Raw genomic sequence first — 22833 nt, forward strand, 5'->3', positions numbered from 1 at the left:
CGAAAGTACCTAAATGAAGCTAACGACTTCCTGGCTTTCGCCGCCGCAATCGATAGGTGGTCTTGACCATCTGGGTACGCAGGCTCCCTGTGTTTTGATTTATGGACAGTTACTTCCAGGAATCACCAACGTAACGGACCGCGCGCGCTATTACTCATTCTATCCCTGGTTGGTCTGGTCATTTGATCGGAGATATCCGCTAGACGATTACAAGCGGTTTATTGAATACTTCCGACGAGCTGACTGTCTCTTTACGTTGATTTCCGAGCGGCATGCCAGGATCACTGATCAGGACAATGAGCGACACGGCACAGCCATGGTTGGCCGAGTGCAGCTACTAAAGGCACTCGATAATTTGACATCAGACTCGCCGCTCCAGCTTTCTGAGTATGCGTCGGAAACATCCGGTTCTCGCTATTTTAAAAATCCCATGGGTGGGTTGGCACAGTATTATGCCGGCACCCTGGCAGAATTGAAGTTATTGGACGCATCTGCAAAGCCATGGATTAAGTACACCACTGAATTTGGTCAGCCGTTGGCGCAGAAACTGGATGCGGCGGTACCAGCTGACCTCTTTTGGAAAATCGTCGAAGCGGACAATGTCAGTCTAGATGATCTGGATGCCTTGAGTGCATTTTGTCCATGCGGCCTGGTGGAAAGCAATGACGAGTGCCAGACGTTGACTAATCTCTATTTTGATAGAGACAACGCATTTGATATGGAGGGGACTCAAAGAAGACTCTCCCTCGGTTTGATCCTGAACCTCGCGTCGTCCCTTCCTGACGCTCACGATTTAAACGAAACTATCTTTAGAGCATGTATCTATTCTGGAGGCCTTCCTTCAGAACAGATCTGGCAGGTACCCGACTCCATGAAAGCAACGCTTGCTTGTTGGGCCATTTACGAGCGCAATGATCTTCTCTCCATTGCATTCCAGACTGTCCTTGGTACGGCTTTACGTGTAATTTCACCTCAGACCTTCGATGACAAAATCACCTACAGTTCGGTGGAAAGCTTCGCCCTAGCTCTATCCCAGGGAGAAGCCGTTTCAATGGTCGAGCAATCCCTTGGTTTTGGTTCTTTTGATCGCCTGGTGGCGCATTTATCCGAGAATGCGCCGGCGATCGAATTTTGGGAAAACAAGTCCCATGAATTTCAAGTAGCCCAGAGAATGATGGAAAGCTGGAGGCGTGGCGACGACACGGCGACGTTGCTTCAATTGTCGCTGACCTTGCTCGCGCTACTTGCCTGCAGGGACAACAATTCAGAATCACCCTACCACGGCATCGGGATGTCATCTGAAATGTTGGCCAATTACCCAATCAATCTGATTAGCTTCCGGTCACGGGTAGAAATTTGGCGAAGGATGACCATCGCTGAGGTCGTAGAGGATCTCGTTGCTTGGTGCCTGAATACCCATCTGAAGGTGGCACTGCGCAAGCTTCACCAGACTGGGCGCTCTACTTTCCGCATGCGGCCTTCGGAACGAGGGTTGGAGGTCGTTGGTGACGATATCCCCGGACCGGCGATGACAACTCCCCGTTTCCGCCAGGCTGTGCAAATACTTCGAGACATAGGAGCCTTAACCCGCGATGCCTCATCGCCATCCAGAACGACAATCTTGACTAGTGCTGGCCAACAATTAATGGAAATAGCCTGTGTCTGACCCAATTTCAATTCTGGACGTCATCAAGCGTGGTGGTTATGAAGCGTCCTTGATCACTACCTTCAACGCCACCCTTCCCTTTTATGAAGAAATTGTCCTCCGTAAGCTAGTGGCAGCCGGGTGCAGGCACAATGTCGTGCTGATGGATCAATCGCAGTGCGCTATCTCGTGGGCCAGCGAGGCAACACGTCCTCGGCATGCTGGTCACGCATATACCTTGTTGCCAATTGCAGCGCCTGGGGCGTTTCACCCCAAGATTTGCATACTTGTCGGTCAAAAGAAAGCGGCTGTGTTGATCGGTAGCCATAATTTGACCTTGTCTGGATTCGGCTACAACCGGGAAATCAGCAATTGGATTGAGATTGGCAGTACCAAAGACGGTGATGGTGCAGCTATTTTGGCGGCTGCATGGCGAATGGCGAGGCAATGGATAGAGATGCAGAGAGGAAAGTCCGCTGAACCGCTACTTGATGCAGCATTGGCGCTGGGTGAGTTCGTAAATCCTTTCATTGTGAATGCTGTCCCTGCTGGTAATGTTTTCGCTTTGGCGCACTCCCCTTCCGGAACCTCGTTGATAGATCAGCTCGCTGAGCGTGTTACATCGAATGTTCAAAGAATTGGAGTTATCGGGGCTTTCTTTGATACTGAATTAGCGCTGATCGCTGAACTAAAGAAACGGTGGCCCATGGCTGAGATCGTGGTCGGGATCGATCCTGAGTCTGTGCAGATGCCTGGTTCCCCGTCGCCAGGAGTAGCTCGCTACGTCGATGCGCGCCACTTATGGACGGACAACAAGAACTATTTGCACGCAAAAGCTATCTACTTTGAAGCAGGCCAAGACAGTGCCTTTGTCAGTGGTAGCGCCAACCCTAGTCGCCCGGCGTGGATAAGCCAGGCGTCCAACGGTAATGTCGAAGCAGTCCTCCTTAGAATTGGACAATCGGCAATCGATACTGCCACCGAAGTGGGAATATGCGGCCTATTTGATCTCGATTCGGTAGGCGAAGAAGTACTGAAAAATGTCAAAACCAGGACTGCAATTGAAAGAGCATCTAATGAGGTTGACCCTGTCCCTTTGCTGATTGGCATTGCCAATCATGAATCAGGCAATCTCGATATAACCCTCCGTGCTGATCTGATGTCTTTCGACCACGTGGTGTTGCTGGGTGCCGATATGGAGGAAATCTCAGAAGTCTACTCTCCTGTTTCGAGCGATGGTGTATTAAGGCTATCGGTGAAGGACGAACTGACTCTAGTTCGAGCTTGTTCTCTCTACTCAGGAACCAGTTTAGTCGCCAGGGTAATGGTCCATCATCCTTCCGTGATTTCTGCCCGGGCGCAATCTACCAGGCAATACCAGATACGCAGCGCGCTAAACGGACTGGGATCAACTGAAGGTGACATCTCAAAAGTGATTGCGTCCGTCCAGCGTGTGATTTTCAGTGATGACACACATCGTGAAGTAACAGCAGCCATGCGCAGCCATAGAGAAAAAGAAAGCAAACAAGCGGATGAGATCGTGCCCGACACCTTAGCGATCAGTGTTTCTGATCTTCCAAAAGAAAAAAAGAAAATCAGACTTCTTAAATCAGGCGACCTAGCATACCTGCTGGATGTATTGCTGAGACGCATCAGAGAAGGACTAGAGCTCAGTACCAGTGAAACAGATTCTTCTGGGCGCACCGAAGAAGAACGCGTTGGACAAGAAGATGAAGATGTGGAAAACCCGCCGGTATCTATGTTGCCTGCCACCAGCTTGGATGACTCGAAAATTGCCCAGGCAGTAGCTAGCCGGGCAAAATCATTGACCAATGCGATGTTAGCCCAGCTCAAGCACGCGAAAAAGGATACGGAACGGCGAAGCTCCGTGGTGTTTCAGCTCATTGCCGTGCTGGCACTTGTTCGTGAATTGCGTTATCTGGATAAATCACCCCGTTGGAAGAAAACAGGTTGCCTACTGGTGGCTGAGGGAGATCGGCGAAGGCTCTTCGATGAATCCTTGATTCACCTGCTTGGAGGAGATATGCGTTTGTTCGACTCTATTGAATTGGCCTCGGATGGCGGAACGGAAGAAGGTGTTCAGTTACGGGTGCTCTTACTCTGGCTGGCCTGGGATCTTGGAGACGAGCTGACTGATCACATCGACCGATTGGGGGAGAGAAAGGAGTTGGAGCCAAAACTTCGCACGAATGCTGCATTCCTGAAGCTAATGCCCCCTATTTCTTGCGACATGAACGCCAGAGCCGATCTGAAACAAAGCATTGATCACACAGTCAAGCCAACCCCGGAGGCCGCTGAACGCGCCAATATTTGGCTCAAGCGACATCTGCGTTTTGGTGTTGAATGGCAAGATGGTTACGTCGAAAGTGGGAACTTGTGCGTAGGGGGCTATTGTATCGTGCCAGGTAAGATGCCTGAGCCACGCGTTATATATGAAATATCCGGAGGCACTATTTGTTTCTGGGATTTCGATAGAGTAAGAAGATTCGAACGGTGCCGGGTGTCGGCAGTTGAGCCAAATGTGGTAAATTGAATTGAGTCGTACTTCTGTGAGGAATTTAGCTCCAATTTGAATTGCCGTTAAAAATCTCTTTCCAGAAAGTCAAAAGCCACCAAGTGGTGGCTTTTGGACTCTATTACCAATATGGCATCACCGGCTTAGGTCCCGTTTTTCAGGGGCGGGAGTGGGATCACGTTGGGCTACGAATAAATTATAGTCCTTTGATCAAATTTGATCAATTTTTTTAAGAAGGTATTTGGATGCATGCGAATGTGCGACTTTTAATCTGCGCATTTGGCTTACCTACTTGCGTCAACTGACGCCATAAGACCTTTGTTGCCGACCCATGCCGAAAGCGAGCTATTTGGCCGGGCAATTTGATTTGGGCATCTCTGATTAAGTCCAAAGTCGTAAAATTAATTCGAAAAAATTAATGACTTATGAATGGTGAGTCGGACTTAATCAGAGGTTCTTTAGGTCATTGTGTAGCTAACACGCAGTGTAGATCCCTTTTGGCCAATTTTCGTCACGGTAAGGCCAGTCAACTCACTTGTGTTAGTCACGTGGGTACCACCGCATCCGACTGGAACATGCCCATCTATCTGGACATAACGCGATCCGTCTGGATGCCTGTGTATCCGGATCGCTAGGCTAGCCAGAATTGCTGCCTCCAAAGAAGCATTAACAACTGAGGAAGCGGCGATTGCCGCGTCTGCATTGGTTGAGAATTCAACGCGACCCTCACCAGGATATTGGTGTGCCCCTGTAGCTTTGAGATCTGAATATTCTCTCTCTATAATCGCTGCAATCAAATGGCCCGCGCTATGCCAACGCGAATGCAATGTTCTGCTAGTAGCACAGACCCTCATGTCCACCATATCGCCTATGTCGATCGAAAGCATATGTGCAAGGTAGTGTTTAACGAAACCGCATTCGCGGTCTTGCTTTACGTCAATCACGTTGATGTCGCCAATGCTTCCATTATCGGCTGGTTGGCCACCACCTTTTGGGTAGAAAATCGTCGCAGCCGTCGCTATCCAAGGGCCAACTGCATCGACACCTTTCGCCGTCACCCTCCCGTCATAGGTCAGGCGTCCCGGTTCACTAAAATAGAGCAAAGTAGTCATTTGGATTCTCCTTGATTGATCAAATTAGCTATACAGTCTTGCCGTAGCGTCGAACGACGTGAAGGCAACGAAACCGCTCACGGCTATCCGATCCCCCGAGGAAACGGGGGTAACCGCATGAGGTACTGCACCAGAGAAAAAGACATAAGTGCCAATCTCTGGTTGGATACATACTGCCGGCGGTCCAAGTTTTTTGCGGTCCAATGCATATGGAGAGTTTGAATCGCGCAGCGACTTATAGCTCTCAGCATCTGGACGCATATCCCAGAGCTGCAGAACACCGCCGCCATCGTTACCAGGAACACGCAAATAAACATTGCCTGGGCAACGCATACGGTGGGAGATAGCGGCCGCATTACCCGGCAAATCAGCATCGGTACGGTCGCAGTGTGGCTCCACTGCGCCACCGCGGCGGATCTGGCGGGCCACACCGAAATTTGCAAATTGACCGTTATTAAATTCTTCCAGACATGCACTATGCGGCCAGAGATCTTGCCAGAACATCTGCAAGAGCTTGTCCGGAGCGACCAACGGCAACATTTTATTTTGCAAGGCAGCGCGTTGACTGGGTGCAAGCGCTAAGTAACGTGCCACCAGTGCAGAGTCACCTTGAGTATCGAAGATAGTTTCACCTGACTTCAAGAACGAGGGCTCAACTGCATAGCCCTCCATATTGGAAGAAGCTTCGATCAGAGCTGCGGCCAATTGGCAGCAGCTACTTGGGTAGAAATTTTTTACCACGACTGCCAGCGCATCACCTGCATCAATAGCGGCCACGGCAGCATGAAGGAGCGATGGAGTGATTTCTTCCCTATTAATCGTGATAGTATTGGTTGCTATAAAGACTTGACTATTACTCATTTTCGGCTCCCTAGATGAACGCGCCAACAGTGGCGACACCTATAGATTCGTAAAGTAGTTAGTCCGCCATCAACGTTTCTCATTTGCCGTTTGAAGTCTGTTTTGCTACGTTTTGCTACGGTATGAATCCTTGATGGTGACAAAAACTATCAAACTACTGAGAGGAAAAGAGGTAAATGACTACGCTTATTATCGGCAGGCCAACCCCTTGGACTACAGATCCATCCTTCGAAATGGCCAAACATGATCCAGGACTCATCATGGTGCCACCCGCAGGCTTGTCAGACTTTCTTGATCCACGCAAACTGGAATGTCCAGTGAGTATTATTCACGGTCCGAAAGGCACTGGAAAAACATCAGTCATGCTTGCAAAGCGAATCCTCTTGAAGGATCTTGAGGCAGAGCGCTCTGTAATGTGTATTCCCTGTAAATGGCCATCCAAGAAACCGTTTATCTTCATGTCGTTGCCAAATTCGGAACAGGTCGAGATGAACGACTGGGACCTTATTCAGCTGTATGCGCAGAAAGATATTTGGACTGCACTATGGAGACTCATTTTCGGTGCCTATGTTGTTGCAGCTTTAGAAAGCGATCGCCGCGCATCGTCCCACTTTGAAACTCGCCGGGAAGGTAATTTTGGCGAGTCCCGCGAGGTCCACGCATTGTTACCACAGCCCCTTGGGGAATTTTTGTTAGGGGGCAAATATGGTGTGGATCATGACGTCATGTCGAAACCGCCTGACGTCGAGCTAATCGACATTTTGAAGAATCTGATTGAAGAGAGGAGGGCTAACAAGAATTCATTGCGTGATGCATTTAACGCTCATGTCCTTCCCGTGCTGGCGGCATTGCCGAAGCCCGTCGAGACGAAGCCAATTTTCATCTTTGTGGATGGCGTCGATGAGATTTTTCAAGGATATCGAGGGGATTCCTCTTTGTTAGCGACGGCAAAAACCCATGCTAGCCCAGATGAGTCAGAAAGTGCTACACGGCGATTGCTTGCCAAGCAAGCGTGGGTATATGCCCAGACTAGCCTATTTTCAGCCTCCTTAGATCTCTCCATTAATTCCGGTGGTGTCGTACGACTGATTGCAAGTATGCGTACGGAAGCATGGGAAGTGGAGTGCTCATCGGACGGAGCTCAACCAAAGGGGGAGCAACAGCTTGAGCGCGTTGCTAAGCAAGTTAAGTACGCAAAAACAGAGCTAGAAAAAATTTTTCGCGCTAATATCAATGCGTGTGAGCCAAGCTCATGGGTTTCGCGAGAGGGAGACGAAATTTATAAATTCTTTGGGGCAACAAAATACGTACACCACGCGTCAAATATTGATGAGGGAATTTTTTCTGCAATCCTGCGCCACACAATGGAAGAACCACGGGAACTGATGTTAATTGGTTCGCGTCTGCATGACCTAGGGTCTGATGTACGCAAAGACTTGGGTAAAGCTGCCAAAGTAGTCAATGATGCTACTGGAATTATCCTTAGAGACTACCTGCGATTCATGGGCGAGCGATGGGATGAAGAGCTTGCCAGATTTGTTTTACCTAAAATTCATTGCAATGTGTTGAGCGCTGAAGAAGTAAAAACAATCGCCGATGCAGTAAAGCGTGAATCTGATGGCAGAATCGATCATCCATTCTGCTATCTCTACGCACTTGGCTTGATTGGTGTTACTCGATATGAGAACAACAATCTCTTTCAAGACTTCAACCTGCCAGGACGTTTCTCGTCCGACGAGAGGCGGACGCAATTACCCCAAAATCCATACTATCTAATTCACCCTATCTTGGTGGAGAAAATTAAACGAGCACGAATAGGAAACGGGGAGAATTCATTCGTTACGCATGGGCAGGTTATTGTTGGAAATGACCTCCCCTTCAATCTCTATCTTGATAAGAATAAGGTTATTTTTGGAGCTGAAAAGCATGACGACGAATTCAAACCTGTCTTGCGTATCGATGGACGAACGTTGGGCTATAGTTCCGATTTTGGGAAAGATGCAGCCTTTTACAGTTACGCAAACCAGCAGACCATATTGCTACATGGAATTTTGCTCGCAATCTGGCGTGGCGCACAGCGAAAACGACCAGACAACAGTGTGTCCGTCACAGACATTAATGAGTGCTTATCACATCTAGTGAAATCCAAGATAATTCAGCCAGAAATCAGACTCAGAAGAAGATTGAAGGTAACGGATCTTCTAGATACAGTCATGCATAAGTATCGAAACCAACGAAAATATCCTGAGGTGATATTGCGTATCAACGCAAACTTCCAAAATGCTGGCCTAGCTGGTGTGAAATTGTGCATCGAGCAATCAGGTGAATATATTAGGCTTGAAGGAATTATGTCAAATGACATCGGGACGGTGGGAATTCCGTTTCTCGTTTAACCGAAGTACTTTTAAAACAATTTCGTGCCTGAGGTACCCGACCTGAACGGCAACACCGTCATTTTTTTAGAGGCTGCTGCGAAATTAAGATGGCTAGGCGTCGCCGACGCAGGCAGTACTTCGGTACGACAAGGAGGCGCAACAACGCCAGGTTAATTTCGTTACAGCCTCTTAGTAATTCGAAATTGTAGCTCTCGGTGGGCGCATTATCCCAACAATTTCCTTTGCGGCTCATAGAACAAGCCATACCAAATTCCTTGAGGAAGATGCTTATATTAACGATTCTGAATCGGGGTTCGTATACTTAATCAGAGATTCCGTAAAGACTTATTGACTCGGCACCCGCCGGAGAATGAATTGTTAGATTACTATTAAATGGGGATTGTAAAATTTACACTTTCTACACAACGCTGACTCATCGACTTGGCCGTAATGAGTTTTGAAATTTGCGCCAATTGCACAGCAAGCGTATTATTTGAGTGTAGAATTTAATAGGCAATACCATGGCATCAATAATTCGTTCCGCAACTCTGTCTGGCCATAAGCGTACATTAGCGACGCGAGCGTCCAAGGTCAAAGCAACTGCTATTAGTGATATGCTGCCTGCTGCTAAGGTGGTTAGCCCCTCATCTGAGCCAGAGTCGTCAACCAATGCCAACCCAGCGAATAACGTAGCCGATCTTGTTGAGCAGGCGCGTCTTTCGATACTTGCACAGATCAAAGATGAAGCTGAGGCGGCTCGTGAACTTGGGCGTCAACGTGGAATGCGCGAAGGACATCAGGCAGGTCTGGAGGCAGCAAAAGCCGAATTTGTTGCTGAATTTAATCGTATCAAATCAATTGCTGACAAGTTGCCAATAGCAATTGAAACTGGGATTAAAGGGATCGAAGATCTGGCAGTAGCCATAGCATTCGAATCGATATGCAAAATCCTTGGTAATACTGTCGTGACTTTGGAAGGAGTGCAAGGTTTGGTACGGCAAGTTGCTCAAAGAGTAAGTGCCAAGGAAAAAATCATTGTGAGGGTTCACCCTTCTGATTTCAAAATTCTTGAGAGCGGTGGTGTTTTCGAAACGCAGCAGCCAAATCAATTTTTGGAGCAGGTGAGCTGGAAGGTAGATACTGACATAGAACTTGGTGGCTGTATTATTGAAACCCCGGTAGGTGATCTTGATGCAAGACTTGAAACTCAGTTAGAAAATTTGCGTTTAACACTGTTGTCTTCGCGAAGATAAGCAATTTTCCAAACATAAATTTACTTCGATAATGTTTCTGTATCTGCTCTCCCCTCCAGCAGATCAGCAACGGCCTTATTTATCACTTCCAAAATTTGCGGGTCTGCTTCCATCGCATCTTGGATATCACTGACCATTTGATAAAATCCCGGATCGTTGACCAAGTTTTCTCCCAGCTCACTTAACAACACAGATTCCAAAAAAATTCTGAAAGCTTTTTTCCCTTTTTTGGGATCATCAGGATTAATTGCCTTGACTCTCAAGGAGATTAATTCTTCAATTCTTCCTGGCGCCTCAAGTTTTTTTTGCTTGCCGTCCTTTTTTATTGTCGGACTTTTCAAGGTACCTGCAGGCTTGCTTGCGGGTCTTACTTTTTTTACCATCTGCGTACGCAACAGAGTCACTATTTGGCTTACGCTATTAATCCCTGACATTGGTCGTCCTTTGTTTTGAGGGTTATTGCTGCCTACCCTATCAGAATAGCGCATCAGAAGACACAAATCCGCCAAGAGACTGATGCAACAAACTCAGTGCATTTTTATGCAATTGAGCAATCCTGCCTTTACTCAACTGTAAAGTATCTGCAATGGTATTGAAAGGTAGGTGGTTAAGGTAATGAGATTTTATGATGATCCTTTCCTTGTGTGGCAGGCGGTTAACCAGGGATCTCACTTTTTCACGTAATTGTTTTAACTCCAGGCCTGCATAAACACTATCCTCTGAAATGGCATCCTCATGATGATAGGTAACGGGGTTTTCGAGGATGAAGCCAAAAGCAAAACTGATGGCAATCTCTGCCAATTGCTGGAAGGTATCGATTTCAGGTTCTGACAGAACCGCTTTTATAGAAAGATTACGTTCTTCCCTGAGTTGCCTGCGAATTGAGATCTGCTCGCGCTTTTCGCTCATGTGCTCCAGGCCGTTTAATACCGATCCTTTAATGCGATGTGCCGCGAAAGTGGAAAACTGTATTAGCCTTGTATGATCGAAATGATCTACTGCTTGGATAAGCCCCAAACTGGCAAACTGCATGTATTCTTCAAACTCCAGATCGCTGTCAATGCGTTTTGCGAACAGCTTGGCTGCCAGCATGCGTGCAAATGGCAAATAGTTTTCAATTAATTGTTGACGTGCCGACCCATCCCCAAGCCGCAAGTTTTTCCACAAACTCAATTCAGCTGATTGCAGGGCCAGGTCATCCGGTAGCAATGCGTCTGTTTTTGGCACGTTACTTGCAAACTATTGGAAAGTACCTAGTAAGGCACGTGTCACGATGTTCCAGCCGTCAATCAATACAAACATAAGTATCTTCAAAGGCAGGGAAATAGAAACGGGGGGCACCATCATCATGCCCAGTGACATGAGTATGGTTGAGACGATCAAGTCGATCAGTACAAATGGAAGAAAGATCACAAATCCTATCTGAAAAGCCGAGCGCAATTCAGATAACATGAATGCCGGTATTAATTGAACGGTTGAAATATCATCGATGGTTTTTGGTTCCGGACTCTTGGCAATTTCTACCATCAACTGAAGATCCTGCTCCCTGGTTTGGCGTACCATGAATTCTCGTATGGGTTTTAATCCATTCTCAAATGCGGGACCTGCAGCCATTTTTCCATCCATGAAGGGTTGAAAAGCAGTTTGATTGACCTGTGTCAGCACTGGTGACATCGTAAACAAAGTCAGGAATAAAGCCAGACTGATAAGCACTGTATTTGGCGGCGTTTCCGGCATCCCAATAGCGTGCCGTAGCATGGAAAGGACGACAATGATACGGATGAATGATGTGACAGATACCAGCAAAGCAGGTGCCAGGCTCAATAAAGTCAAACCCAACAACACTTTGAGGGCTGCTGATACCTGAGTCGTTTGTGCGACATCATTCGTAATCTGCACGCCTACCCCTGGCATGGAAAGCACGTCTCCATTGGTGGCCAGGCATTGCGATGCTGTGAAACAAGCCAACAGTAGAAAAAACACTTTCAAAAAATCTGTGCGCCCTAAATTATGCATCTTTTGTCGCACTTTCTTCTTTCAACAACAAAGGGCTGCTCATCATCAATTGCACGCCTTGCGGACTTTCTGCGATAAGCAATTCTTGACCATTATATTCAACGACGTAAAGCATGCTTGTTTTGCCCAGTCGCGTTGCTTCCACCGTTTTGACGCGGCAAGAGCTTTTGCCGGAACCGCCAAGTTTGTCACGGTATCTCTTTAGCATAAGCACAATGCCATAGGCGGCGCAAGAGGCAAGTAGCAATGCTGCGATGCTTTGATACGCCATGGACTCACTCCCTTGCCTGTCTTGCTTGAAAGGGATGGGCGCATGAGGCATGGAAGCTGATGCCTGAGCAAAAATTTCACCAGCACTTAAAAAAAACAAAGATCCCAGGCAAAACTTCAAACACCAGCGGTGTAGCTGCTTGTGAAACATCATTTTTTTTCCACTTGTGGTAACTCAGAGATTTGCACGCCAAAATTATCATCCACGGCGACTAAAATCCCTCGGGCAACAACATTACCCTCCAGTAGGACATCAACAGGCGTATCCACGGACGTATTCAATTTCAGAATATGATTTTCACGCATATTCATCAGATCACCAATACTGACTTCTGTTTCGCCGACTCTGATCGAGAGCTTGACCTTCACGCCCTGCACCACGCCCAGATTGCCATTCAATAAGGATTGACCAGGCTCATGTGTACTTAATTCAGATAGCTCGATGGCATGTGTGGATGAATTCATTTTATTTCCTAATTACTCTTACATTGCTGAACGCGGCATTTGTTATAGCGTAAATTTCAGCAAGATTTAATTGGACTTTACAAGTTCTATCGCGAGTGCGCCAGAAGAACTTCCGAGGTGTGCATTGCATACAGCAACATTATCGTCAGTCAAGACTTTTAAAGTGTGATCCAGCTTATTGGGCAACTTCAAAACATCGCCGATTGCCAGTGTAGCGAGATACCCCAATGTCAGCTCTGCATCACTGACTTCAACATGCAGACTAACCGGGGTATTTTTTAGTGCCGCCTTCAATGACATTAATCCCGGTTTGGGGCTTGCTGGCTGCGATTTTCTCCAATGCGAGATTGCCGCAGCGGGTAATAAGATACGCAAGGTATGATGACCAACACTGAGTTCACAAACAAGCGCGCCGGAACCAGGCCTGAACAAGTGTGCCGGGGGAGGGAAAATTGCCGTCTCTGGTAAAACTTCAAGCTGGCAAATACTACCAATAACAGCATTAATCAATTCGTCCAAAGACTCTGCAAGCACCTTGCCGGCAAGAACAGAATGCTTCCCATTTTCTGTAGTTGCATCAGCATTGCTTAATCCAAATATTGATTGTTCCAACTCGTTTTTTAGCGCGTCAGGTATGTGGAACCACGCCGTACTACCATTCTGCAAATGTCGCTGATTACTACTACCAGACAAATCAGACAAGAAAAAATCTGCCTTGGCAGGCGTCGCCGAAGCACAAACCTGAGCACCTTTAAAATCAATTTTCCAGGACACTGCCCATTTCGCATAGCAGTCTCCTGCAAGCTGGGAAATCGCTTTGGCAACGCTATTTTTCAGCAACAGATACGGAGATACGTTCACTATCTCACTCAGCCTTTCATATGCAATAAGGTGTCAAGCATTTGATTGGCAGTACTGATCAGCTCAGAGGATGCCTGATAACCGCGCTGGGTAATAATGATTGCGCTGAATTCTTTGGACAAATCCACATTGGAACCTTCCAGCGCACCGCCATCTATTGTACTCAGATTGCTACTCGCGACGCCGAGGGTAACATCTTGCTGGCGCGTACTCTTGAATTTATTCCCACTGATGGGCACCAGATGATCTGTTGAACTGAAATTGGCAAGTGCCAGTGTCTGGTTCTTAGATGTTTGTCCGTTGGTATAGGTGACAACCAGCTTACCTTCTCCATCAAAACTGGTCTTGGACATATCACCCTGTGCGTATCCATCAATGTTGGAAACGGCCAGCGTTGACGCACCAGTTGCTGCACTAGTTGTATTCGCGTCCAGCGACAAAGTAAGTGGCATCGCAGCGACACCGGCTGGTGAGTAGGTAAATGACAGTGAATTATGTGCGGAGTCCAGCGCACCATTAACAAATTTGACTTCACCCGTAGTTACAGTATCAGTACCATCCTTGATGGTCACCAGCCAACTACCGGGAGTCACCGCATTATTATTTTTAAAATTAACAGCCAGAGTATGTGAACCACCAACTGCATCAATGACGATTACCCCGCCGACCGCTTTGTCTGTGTCAGCCGTAGATAAACGGCCTGATAATTGTATGGTTTTGGATGCGGAAGCTGGATTGGTTTTCAATCCATCCAGACTGATATCTTGCAATACACCCTGATTTGACAATGCCTGCACGTGATTGCCGTCGGCATCCACCAGAAAACCTTTGCTGTCAAATTTAAACGATCCATCGCGTGTATAAAATGTCTGTCCTTTGCTATCGCGCAAGACAAAAAAACCGTTACCGTCAACTGCTACGTCCAGATCATTTCCCGTCTGATTTATTTGCCCCTGAGCAAAATTAACGACACTTGGCAATGTGGCCAGGCCGGCTCCTGATGAAGCGCCCTGATGTCCACCAGTGGTGCTATTCCCTTCATGTGAAAAAAAACTGCTGAATTTCGCATTCGAGCCTTTGAATCCTGGGGTGTTCAGATTGGCAACGTTATTACTGATAGTCTGCAACTCTTTGGAAAAGCCAGTCAATCCAGTAGTCGCAATTTTTATTGAGGTCAGCATTGTATTTCCTTACTTGGATCGCGTTAGCGAATATCAAAAACTTGTTTGAGGGCCACGCCAGAAATATCCTGGCCAGTCGTCGGATGAATGGTCAATACAGGTGCATTGCCACTCACTGAAATATCAGTTACCGTGCCGGTTGCTGTAGCACCACCAGTAACAACACTCACAACATGACCAAGCAAACCGACTGATTGCACTGCTGTTTGCACAGCCAATAACTGGTTGACGCTGGCAGTCAATTCCTGCGTCTGCGCTAATTGGGAAAATTGAGCAAGTTGAGCGACGAATGCGGTATTGTCCATGGGTTTTAAGGGGTCTTGTGCATTCAGTTGCGTCAACAGAATTTTTAGAAAATCCTGCTGATTAATATGAGCCTGACCATTGGTCGCAGAACTTACTGGACTTACACTGTTGAGCGCCATATTAACGGCCTTTCTTTACATAACTGAACGGAACATTGCGAGCACTTGCTTCATCTGACTTCACTACGGCTTCGTCACCTTGAAATATCCTTACTTCACTATCTCCATCAGTGTTTTTATATTTAAAAACAAGCTTTCCGTTAATCGTAGCACCATTCAAACGCAAGCCTGATTCAGTCATTTCCCTGGTCAATTGTCTGATTAGTTGAGGTGTTTGCTCAGTATTGATTTCCTGGTCCCTGATCCAGACATTGACGTTCTGATCTTCAGTAGTAATATGCATCATACGTTTTTGCCAAATCTGCTTATCGAGCTCTTGCTCACGCACCGCAGCCTTTGCCTCGTCAGCAGGCTCCTGGCTCTCAGCATGAACTTCGTTTTGATCCTGGGTTTGGCCTGGCAAGGTATTGCGGGACAAGCCTGCTGCACGCGGAGAAGCTGTCAGCGGCTGGGAAATTTCCATGGAACTATTTTTATTAACTGACACTTCACCTGTGATTTTCTGAGTAAAAATAACATCCGATGTGAAAGGCAGCGTCGATCCAGCACTCGCATTCGCTTTCACATCAGGCGCAATTGCTTCCATGCCTGCGCTTTGTTTTTCAAGCTGTGCTTGTTGCTCACCTGCTGCCCTTGTTTGCGAGAGTTCTGGAGCATTTGCGCTGTCTGAAACTGTTTGTGCTACTGCAGCAATATTATCCGTGCTGATGACATGATTTTCGACACTGGCGACTTTTCTTGCCACAGGAGAAACTGGATAAACACTTCTTTTTGCCGTAGCTTGCTTTTCGCGTGATGTGGCGCTTTCCGGTAAATTATCCAGAGAAGGTATAGCGGATTTGAAAGTAGATTTTTGCGTCTGGATTGCAGTTGCGTTAAAACTGCCATGCAGATTTGCATCTTTCATCATGGACAGTTCCATTTGCCGAATCCAGTTCTCATGTTGGCTGCTCATGTCACTCTTCCCACTCTGCGCTTCACGTGTTGCGGCATCAGGATGCACTTGCATGAATGAACTAATTTTTGTCATGTTGTCTTTATCCAGTGCATACGTTGCAACCAATTATCATCAGACAATTGATATTCTTTTTTTGCAGCTTCCAGATCAAATTCATGGGCCATAGCCTCTTTATTTTTTTCCAGGTTATCTACAAACTTCCTGACTTCGTTCAATCGCCTCTGCGCATCATCGCGCACCTGCAACATTTCTTGTAACTGCATACTCTCTTGTTGTTGCTGGTTCTGCATTTGCAACATGTACATATGGGCCATGCGCTGTACATCAATATTAATAAGGGCCTTATTCTGCCTTTGTTTGATTAACTCGGTACGGGCAGAAGCTATCGCCTGGGCAAGACTGTCAACTTTTGCTTGTTGTTCTTTTACAGATGCATTATGTCCTGCCAGCTCCTGATAGAGGTCATTGACTTCCCACTCTTTCAACTTCAAGACAGGCTCCAACCCGTATTGAAATCCCCTTCGGTCCTTGGTCATTGCAGTACCCCGTCACTTTGCGTTTCTTGCTTCCCTGCATTGCACAAGATATCGCGTAATTGCACAACGACCTGCTCGCGCCCAAGTACATCTTCATCACGCTGACGCAAAAAACTGGTCAAATGAGGCCATAGTTGAATTGCCTGATCAATCTCGGCACTGCTGCCAGCGCGATATGCACCCATGTCTATTAACTGTCGGTTGCGCTCATAGCTGGCCATATTTTCCAGAGCTTCATGCACCAAGGCCTGATCTTCAGAAGAGATTAAATCCCCCAACAAGCGACTCACGCTATGCAAAACATCAATAGCCGGGTAATGACCTTGTTGTGCCAGGCGACGGGACAACATGATGTGCCCATCCAAAGTTGCTCTCAACATGTCGGAAACCGGCTCGTTAAAGTCGTCCCCCTCGACCAGCACCGTGTACAGGGCAGTAATCGCACCACCAGACGAAGCGGTACCGCAGCGCTCACACAACTCCGGAATTTCAGCAAAAACAGAGGGCGTATAACCGCGAGCCGTTGGTGGCTCGCCTACCGACAAACCAATCTCGCGCTTTGCCATGGCAAAACGCGTCACAGAATCCATCGTCAGCATGACTTGCTTGCCATTGTCCCGAAAATACTCAGCAATCGCAGTAGCTGCGTAGGCTGCCCTGGCACGTGCCAAGGCTGGCTGATCAGACGTAGCAACGATCACAACAGAACGCTTGATCCCTTCTGCGCCCAAATGTTTTTCTATGAACTCGCGTACTTCACGACCACGTTCACCAATCAAGGCAATCACATTCACATCAGCAACGGTATGGCGCGAAATCATGCCTAATAAAGTACTCTTCCCTACGCCACTACCAGCAAATATGCCTACGCGTTGTCCTTTGCCTATAGTGAGCAGGCCATCAATGCAGCGCACTCCCGTTTCCAGTATCTCTTTGATACGTGGTCTGGACAGAGGATTCAGCGGCATCGCCTTCAATGGCCGGTATTCTGATGCCTGCATCAAAGGTTTTCCATCCAAAGGGTCACCAAAGGCATCAATGACACGACCGAGCAGATGCTCACCGACTGCAATGCGGGGTAATTGCCCGGTGGCCAAAACCTCACTTCCAACACCAATGCCGTGAATTTCACCATAAGGCATCAGCATCACTCGGCCATCACGCAAGCCAACTACTTCCGCTTTTATTTTATGGTCTGCGTAACGGGTACTGATTTCACAAATTTCGCCGACAAGCACATCAGGGCCTGTTGACTCAATGCTCAAACCTGCCAGCTGACGCACATGTCCCATTTTCTTTACAAAATCAGCCGCCCTGACTGCGTCGAGTATGTGCTGCATGATCAAACCCTGGCCTTTTGCAGTAAGCACGGATGTGCAGAAGCCTCAAGCAGCCGAGTCTGTCTGACACCATACTTTTTCTGCATCACCATCACAGTCCAATAACTCCTAACATGCGCTGTTTCCAGGATTTTTTCTCGTGGGCATTTCCCGAAAAATCCAGAGAATTGCGACGGACATTCTTTAGCTCTTCATGCAAATGTACTCTCATCGCTTGCCTTACTTGGAAACCAGGTTCTGGTAATTGCATCTGCAGTATCTTGGCTACCTGTGTTTCATGCAAGGTATCAAGAAATTGTTCTTTCCAGGGCCAGCTTTCCAAGGCCAAAACTTGCTTGAGCATCCAAAGCGGTTCATCCCTCAGCACCATTTGCATCTCGCTCGCAGACGCCGCCTGCAAATCGTCGAGTCGCTCACCAGTTTCAGATATGCCCAAACTGGTCAGTATATTTCTATCTGCCGGGATACCCAACTCACGCAACTCAGCAAGATGGTCCCGCAATTGCGATCTATCATCGACATTCAATTGCTCAAGTATCCAGCGCTGATCCGCTTCATTCAGACCATGCAAGAGCAAGGCAGATTGCCTGTAAGCTGACATCAATTGCGCTCCAAGGGGCTTGTCCTGGCATTTTCCAGCCAGTCTCTTACCTGTGCCAAAAGTCGCCTTCTATCATCGTCACTCAAGTTTCTTACCTGAACCGGGCGACGAGTCAAACGAATAACCAGAACAAACAGGAAAAATCCAGCTAATCCGGCCAAAATCAAAATTACATAGTCATTTTTAAAAACAAAACCGTGGCTAGCCACATCCTCAACAGCTTTACCCGACGGATTTGCAATTCGCTCTTCGATCAGTAATTCCCTGCCAGCAGGAACTACATCACCAGTGGCTGGGGCTGAAGCAGCATTGGAAATCTGCTCAACCGTATATACAGCGATCACATCTCCGCGAGACTTGTCGATGCCCACGGCAGCAGCCAATAATTCTTTCAGTTTTTCCAGTTGGGCTGGCTGCATGGCATGTCGCACGACGACAGCGATATTGACATGATTGACAGCACCAGCGGACGAGATGACTTGCTCCACTTTGCGCCCAACCTGGTACTCCACCTCGCGGCTGCTTTGCGTCACATCTCCAGAAACGGGATTATTCGTTGTCTCAGATTTGTTGCCGCGACTGGTTTCATTGGCTGTCTGCTTGTCCTTGACGATAACACCTGTGGGCTGGCCTTCGTACTTGGAGTCAGCGGCCAAGGGGCTCTCTGTCGTCGTCTTCTTTTGTTCATGATTGAGCGTTACATCAATACTCGCAATGCCTTGTCCGGCACCAAAAGTCTTGTCCAGCACTTCAAGTACTTTTTTGTTCAAATACGCTTCGATCGCGCGTTTCTCATCCAGGCCGCTGGATGAGGAAATCATCTCCTGCCCAGCTTCTGGACTCTTCTTGGTCAGCGCAATGCCATGCTGGTCCAAAATGGTGACATCATTGGGTTTAATATCTGGCACTGCAGCACCGACCAGGCGCTGTATGCCTTGTATCTGTGCCGAGTCAAGGTTTTTCCCGGGCTTGACCGCAATCGTGATAGATGCCTTGGGCTGAGTGCCCGTTTTCTTGAACAAGGCTTGTTCAGCCAGCACCAGATGAACGCGTACTGACTGCACTTCATCCAATGCAGAAATAGTGCGCGTCAATTCACCTTGCAAGGCACGCTGATAATTGATTTTTTGCGCAAACTCTGTCATGCCGACTTCGCTATTGTTAAATAGCTCAAAGCCAACCGCGCCACGCAATGGTAATTCTTTACCAGCCAGTTTCAGGCGAGTTTTATACACCAGATCAGCTGGTACCAAAATTGTGTTACCGCTGCCAACCAGACGATATGGGACTTTCATTTGATCCAGTTCAGCTACCATGGTCGAAGCATCTTGTGGTGCCAACTCAGCAAACAGCACCTGATAGTCTGTGCGCAAAGTCATGGACCCAAAAGCCACAACGGCGACCACGATGAGCAAGACGCCAAAAATCAGCCCGAAACGGGCACGACGATCCATACGTCGCCAAAATTCATAAAAATCGTTCACGTACTATTGCCTTAAACTTGCATCTGTAAAATTTCACGGTAGGCATCAAGCACATGATTCCTGACCTGCATGACAAGCTGCATGGACAGTTTTGCCTGTTCCAGATTAATCATGACCTGATGCAAATTGCTTGCATCTCCGGCTGCCAGTTGTTGCACACCTTTATCAGCAGTCAGCAATTGATCATTCACCTGTGACAACTGGTCAGAGAACCAATTGGAAAACTGCGCGGCCGGAGGTGTCGTCATAGCCTGAGCATTGGACGCTGATAACGAAGCTGAGGTATTTAACTCGGGCATGGAAATCGCGGGCAAAAAATTGACTGCTTCGACCGTCATCATGATCCTCCTAATTCCAGTGCTTTCAAGGCCATGCGTTTTGCCGCATTCATGGCTACCACGTTTGCTTCATAAGCGCGCAAGGCGGTGGATATATTCACCATTTCCGTCACATGATTAATACCAGGCATGGACACATAGCCTTTATCGTCCGCATCAGGGTTGCCTGGCTCATAAACCTTGCGCGGCGCAACGTCCAGCTCTTCCACCTTGGCGACCTGCACACCGCGCAGATTGGCACCTGACAACCGTTCAAAATCAAGGGAAAAATTATCATTGGCCTCTACCACTTTGACATTCAAAGGACGGTACAATTTCCCATCTGCGCCCTTGGTGCTATGCAAGTTCGCAATATTATTGGCCGTGGTATCAAGACGTAGCTTTTCTACATTCATGCCGGTTGCACTGATCGCAAATGCGTTACGGTAATCCATCAACGTTTCCCTTCTGCGATGGCTGAACTGAGAATAGAAATATGTTTGCCCATCGCCTTCAAGAGCGCCTCATACTGCACCGTGTTTTGTGCCATATTGCCGACCTCGGTGTCTAGAAGAGCTGTACGGTCAGCATCAGTGACCGGTGCCAGTCTTTCAATAAAGGGTTGGACTCCACGCAGCATATCCGGCTGTACAATTTTTCCCTGTGCCAGCGTAGAACGAACTGCATCCATTTGCTGTTCAAAATTAACGCTGGCCGGACGGTAACCAGCGGTATTGACGTTGGCAATATTATTTGCGATGGCCTGGTGCCGGAGGCTGGCAGCATCAAGCGCTGTTTTCAGCATATCCATCGTTACTGCTTCAGCTTTTCCAAACATCTGACATTTCCAAATTCGGTTAATCGGTATAAAACTTTTTTGCACTCATCAGCTTACTGGATAATCAAGTCAGCCCTTAAAGCGCCAGAGGCTTTGACTGCACGCAAGATAGAAATAATATCCCTGGTGCTGGTCTTGATGCGGGTCAATGCCTGTATCAGATCTGCGACTGTATTATTTGAAGCACTCACAAAACCTGACTCATTTTTTTCTGAAACATTGATGCGTGAATTTGACACTGTTTCAGTACGCACTTCTGCGGCAGTGTTTCTGACCAGTATAGGCTGTGAAACCGAATTGTCCGTGATGATGGATAACTTAAGATCACCATGAGATACAACTACCTTCGCAATTTTTACATCTCCACCAGAGACGATGGTACCGGTTCTCTCATCGACCACTACGCGCGCCCTGGTATCAGGTTCTATGCTGAGTTTTTCTATGCGGGTCACAAAATCAACCAGATATTCCCGGTCTGCTGCCGGTACACGAATCTCCACCCCTTCGGCATCAAGTGCTTTTGCCAGTGGTTCACCAAAGGCGGTATTGATGGCAGCAGCAATTCTTGACGAGGTCGTAAAATCTGCATCAGTCAGGGTAAAAGTCATGATGTTTTCATTACTCATGATCTTGGCCTGTACGCCTACTTCAACTATCGCCCCAGCAGGAATAGAGCCTACAGTGGGGTGATTTTTTTGCGCCACATTCCCATTCATGTCGTATTTGTAGCCGCCAACAAACAAAGCCCCCTGCGCGAGCGCATAGACCTTGCCATTTGGCGCTTTCATTGGGGCTGTCAGCAAAGTCCCCCCACCAGGCTGCGGGCATCCCCTATGGATGTCACCGTCACATCTATGCTGTCACCCTGCCGGGCTACGGGTGGCAATTTGGCAGTGACCATGACTGCAGCAACATTACGGCTCAAGACCAGTTCAGGCTGCACTGCGACATCAAATTGTGCCAATACATTGGCAATGGATTGGCGGGTTGCCTTGTTGTTGGGGGAATCTCCGGTATTCGCCAGGCCAGTGACCAGGCCGTAACCCACCAGGGCATTTTCACGCCAGCCAGCAAATTTGCCAAGGTCTTTCAACCTGACAGTTTCTACAGCCGTGACACTACCACTCAACGCAAGGAGAATCGTGGCAAGCACTAAGGCGCGCAATTTTGAGTTAAGAAAGAACATCAAAATCCTACCCAGGTAAACAGTTTGGACCAAAATCCGGGACGTTGATGGTTCGCCAGATCACCATAGCCAGCATAGCTAATCTTGGCGTCGGCCAAACGGGTAGACAATACCGTGTTGTTATCTGCTATATCCAGCGGCCTTACCCGTCCTTCTACAGTAATTCTTTGCTGGTCAGAGTTAATCTCCAGGAGCTGCTGACCTCTGACCATGAGGTCACCATTATCTTCAATACTAGTGACAGTAACGCTCATCTGTGCCAATAATTTACCGCTGCGCTGTACGCTGCCACCACCATCAAAATCATTGTTGATGGAAATGCCCGCTTTATTACTTTTTTGGTTGACGCTCGCTTGCGCACCAATATCTGTTTTTCTTTTTAAATTGGTATCGGCATTAGAGGACGCACTGGAATTTTCGTAGATCAGGACAGTCAATACATCGCCGGGCAAATGCGCCCGCTTGTCAGATGCCAGTGATCTGTAATTATTTTCATTGTATAAATTGTCGGCCAGCACTGCCTGTGACAGAGTGCACAACAAAAACAAGGCAAGATACAAACTCTTCTTCATT

Annotated in this window: 23 protein-coding genes and 1 pseudogene; 4 read left to right on the forward strand and 20 right to left on the reverse strand. The window is 47.6% G+C overall.

Annotated elements, in window-relative coordinates; translation table 11 throughout:
• Positions 1-13 precede the first annotated feature (13 nt).
• Both UNDYM_RS30025 and UNDYM_RS30030 read left to right on the forward strand, forming a co-directional pair.
• Positions 14-1666, forward strand: coding sequence for a hypothetical protein (locus tag UNDYM_RS30025; RefSeq protein WP_162044900.1), 1653 nt, complete (start codon positions 14-16; stop codon positions 1664-1666).
• The gene (locus UNDYM_RS30030) at positions 1659-4199 is read left to right on the forward strand and encodes a hypothetical protein (RefSeq protein ID WP_162044901.1); all 2541 of its coding nucleotides are present in this window, start codon (positions 1659-1661) and stop codon (positions 4197-4199) included. Before UNDYM_RS30025 ends, UNDYM_RS30030 begins: the two co-directional genes overlap by 8 nt.
• 440 nt (positions 4200-4639) lie before the next feature.
• Here the strand turns inward: UNDYM_RS30030 and UNDYM_RS30035 are convergent, their stop codons facing one another.
• Together UNDYM_RS30035 and UNDYM_RS30040 are read right to left on the reverse strand one after the other, a co-directional pair.
• Positions 4640-5293 carry a hypothetical protein gene (locus UNDYM_RS30035; protein ID WP_162044902.1) on the reverse strand — a complete coding sequence of 218 codons (654 nt, stop codon included), beginning with the start codon at positions 5291-5293 and terminating at the stop codon, positions 4640-4642.
• 24 nt (positions 5294-5317) lie between these two features.
• Positions 5318-6154 carry a 2OG-Fe(II) oxygenase gene (locus UNDYM_RS30040; RefSeq protein WP_162044903.1) on the reverse strand — a complete coding sequence of 279 codons (837 nt, stop codon included), beginning with the start codon at positions 6152-6154 and terminating at the stop codon, positions 5318-5320.
• A 176-nt stretch (positions 6155-6330) separates the two neighbouring features.
• On the opposite strand from UNDYM_RS30040, the gene UNDYM_RS30045 reads away from it, so the two are divergent.
• Entirely contained in the window at positions 6331-8547 is a 2217-nt protein-coding gene (locus tag UNDYM_RS30045; protein WP_162044904.1) for a hypothetical protein, read from the forward strand.
• Between the two features lie 503 nt (positions 8548-9050).
• A complete protein-coding gene (locus UNDYM_RS30050) occupies positions 9051-9782 on the forward strand; it encodes a FliH/SctL family protein (RefSeq protein WP_162044905.1) in 732 nt (243 codons plus the stop codon).
• A 20-nt stretch (positions 9783-9802) separates the two neighbouring features.
• Here the strand turns inward: UNDYM_RS30050 and UNDYM_RS30055 are convergent, their stop codons facing one another.
• The 18 genes and pseudogenes from UNDYM_RS30055 to UNDYM_RS30140 all read right to left on the reverse strand — a co-directional run bounded on the left by UNDYM_RS30055 (position 9803) and on the right by UNDYM_RS30140 (position 22832).
• Positions 9803-10216 (reverse strand): hypothetical protein, encoded by a 414-nt coding sequence (locus UNDYM_RS30055; RefSeq protein WP_162044906.1) that lies wholly within the window; start codon positions 10214-10216, stop codon positions 9803-9805.
• Positions 10217-10256: 40 nt separating this feature from the next.
• Entirely contained in the window at positions 10257-11009 is a 753-nt protein-coding gene (locus tag UNDYM_RS30060; RefSeq protein ID WP_162044907.1) for a sigma-70 family RNA polymerase sigma factor, read from the reverse strand.
• Positions 11010-11021: 12 nt separating this feature from the next.
• Positions 11022-11810, reverse strand: a complete 789-nt coding sequence (gene fliP, locus UNDYM_RS30065) for a flagellar type III secretion system pore protein FliP (protein ID WP_232064396.1) — start codon at positions 11808-11810, stop codon at positions 11022-11024.
• Positions 11791-12069 carry a flagellar biosynthetic protein FliO gene (locus UNDYM_RS30070; RefSeq protein WP_162044908.1) on the reverse strand — a complete coding sequence of 93 codons (279 nt, stop codon included), beginning with the start codon at positions 12067-12069 and terminating at the stop codon, positions 11791-11793. The genes fliP and UNDYM_RS30070 overlap by 20 nt, the downstream gene beginning before the upstream one ends.
• Positions 12070-12218: 149 nt before the next feature.
• Complete coding sequence (locus tag UNDYM_RS30075; protein ID WP_162044909.1) at positions 12219-12533, reverse strand: FliM/FliN family flagellar motor switch protein; 315 nt, start codon at positions 12531-12533, stop codon at positions 12219-12221.
• Between the two features lie 66 nt (positions 12534-12599).
• A complete protein-coding gene (locus UNDYM_RS30080) occupies positions 12600-13394 on the reverse strand; it encodes a FliM/FliN family flagellar motor switch protein (RefSeq protein ID WP_162044910.1) in 795 nt (264 codons plus the stop codon).
• Positions 13395-13402: 8 nt separating this feature from the next.
• Positions 13403-14575, reverse strand: a complete 1173-nt coding sequence (gene flgF, locus UNDYM_RS30085; RefSeq protein ID WP_162044911.1) for a flagellar basal-body rod protein FlgF — start codon at positions 14573-14575, stop codon at positions 13403-13405.
• Positions 14576-14598: 23 nt separating this feature from the next.
• A complete protein-coding gene (locus UNDYM_RS30090; protein ID WP_162044912.1) occupies positions 14599-15000 on the reverse strand; it encodes a flagellar hook assembly protein FlgD in 402 nt (133 codons plus the stop codon).
• A gap of 1 nt (position 15001) precedes the next feature.
• The gene (locus tag UNDYM_RS30095; protein WP_162044913.1) at positions 15002-16030 is read right to left on the reverse strand and encodes a hypothetical protein; all 1029 of its coding nucleotides are present in this window, start codon (positions 16028-16030) and stop codon (positions 15002-15004) included.
• Complete coding sequence (locus UNDYM_RS30100) at positions 16027-16449, reverse strand: hypothetical protein (RefSeq protein ID WP_162044914.1); 423 nt, start codon at positions 16447-16449, stop codon at positions 16027-16029. The genes UNDYM_RS30095 and UNDYM_RS30100 overlap by 4 nt, the downstream gene beginning before the upstream one ends.
• Positions 16450-16490: 41 nt before the next feature.
• The gene (locus UNDYM_RS30105) at positions 16491-17834 is read right to left on the reverse strand and encodes a FliI/YscN family ATPase (RefSeq protein WP_174245008.1); all 1344 of its coding nucleotides are present in this window, start codon (positions 17832-17834) and stop codon (positions 16491-16493) included.
• A gap of 91 nt (positions 17835-17925) precedes the next feature.
• Positions 17926-18435: a hypothetical protein gene (locus UNDYM_RS30110; protein ID WP_162044915.1), complete on the reverse strand. Its 510-nt coding sequence runs from the start codon at positions 18433-18435 to the stop codon at positions 17926-17928.
• Entirely contained in the window at positions 18435-19919 is a 1485-nt protein-coding gene (fliF, locus tag UNDYM_RS30115; protein ID WP_162044916.1) for a flagellar basal-body MS-ring/collar protein FliF, read from the reverse strand. The genes UNDYM_RS30110 and fliF overlap by 1 nt, the downstream gene beginning before the upstream one ends.
• An 11-nt stretch (positions 19920-19930) precedes the next feature.
• Positions 19931-20257 carry a flagellar hook-basal body complex protein FliE gene (gene fliE, locus UNDYM_RS30120; protein WP_162044917.1) on the reverse strand — a complete coding sequence of 109 codons (327 nt, stop codon included), beginning with the start codon at positions 20255-20257 and terminating at the stop codon, positions 19931-19933.
• On the reverse strand, positions 20257-20691 hold the full coding sequence (flgC, locus tag UNDYM_RS30125) for a flagellar basal body rod protein FlgC (protein ID WP_162044918.1): 435 nt from the start codon (positions 20689-20691) through the stop codon (positions 20257-20259). Before flgC ends, fliE begins: the two co-directional genes overlap by 1 nt.
• On the reverse strand, positions 20691-21074 hold the full coding sequence (gene flgB / locus UNDYM_RS30130) for a flagellar basal body rod protein FlgB (RefSeq protein ID WP_162044919.1): 384 nt from the start codon (positions 21072-21074) through the stop codon (positions 20691-20693). The genes flgC and flgB overlap by 1 nt, the downstream gene beginning before the upstream one ends.
• Before the next feature lie 53 nt (positions 21075-21127).
• A pseudogene (locus tag UNDYM_RS31455) lies at positions 21128-22260 on the reverse strand (flagellar basal body P-ring protein FlgI).
• Entirely contained in the window at positions 22260-22832 is a 573-nt protein-coding gene (locus tag UNDYM_RS30140) for a flagellar basal body L-ring protein FlgH (protein ID WP_162044920.1), read from the reverse strand. Before UNDYM_RS30140 ends, UNDYM_RS31455 begins: the two are co-directional and overlap by 1 nt.
• Position 22833 lies beyond the last annotated feature (1 nt).

This window comes from Undibacterium sp. YM2, from assembly GCF_009937975.1.
Lineage (GTDB): Bacteria > Pseudomonadota > Gammaproteobacteria > Burkholderiales > Burkholderiaceae_D > Undibacterium.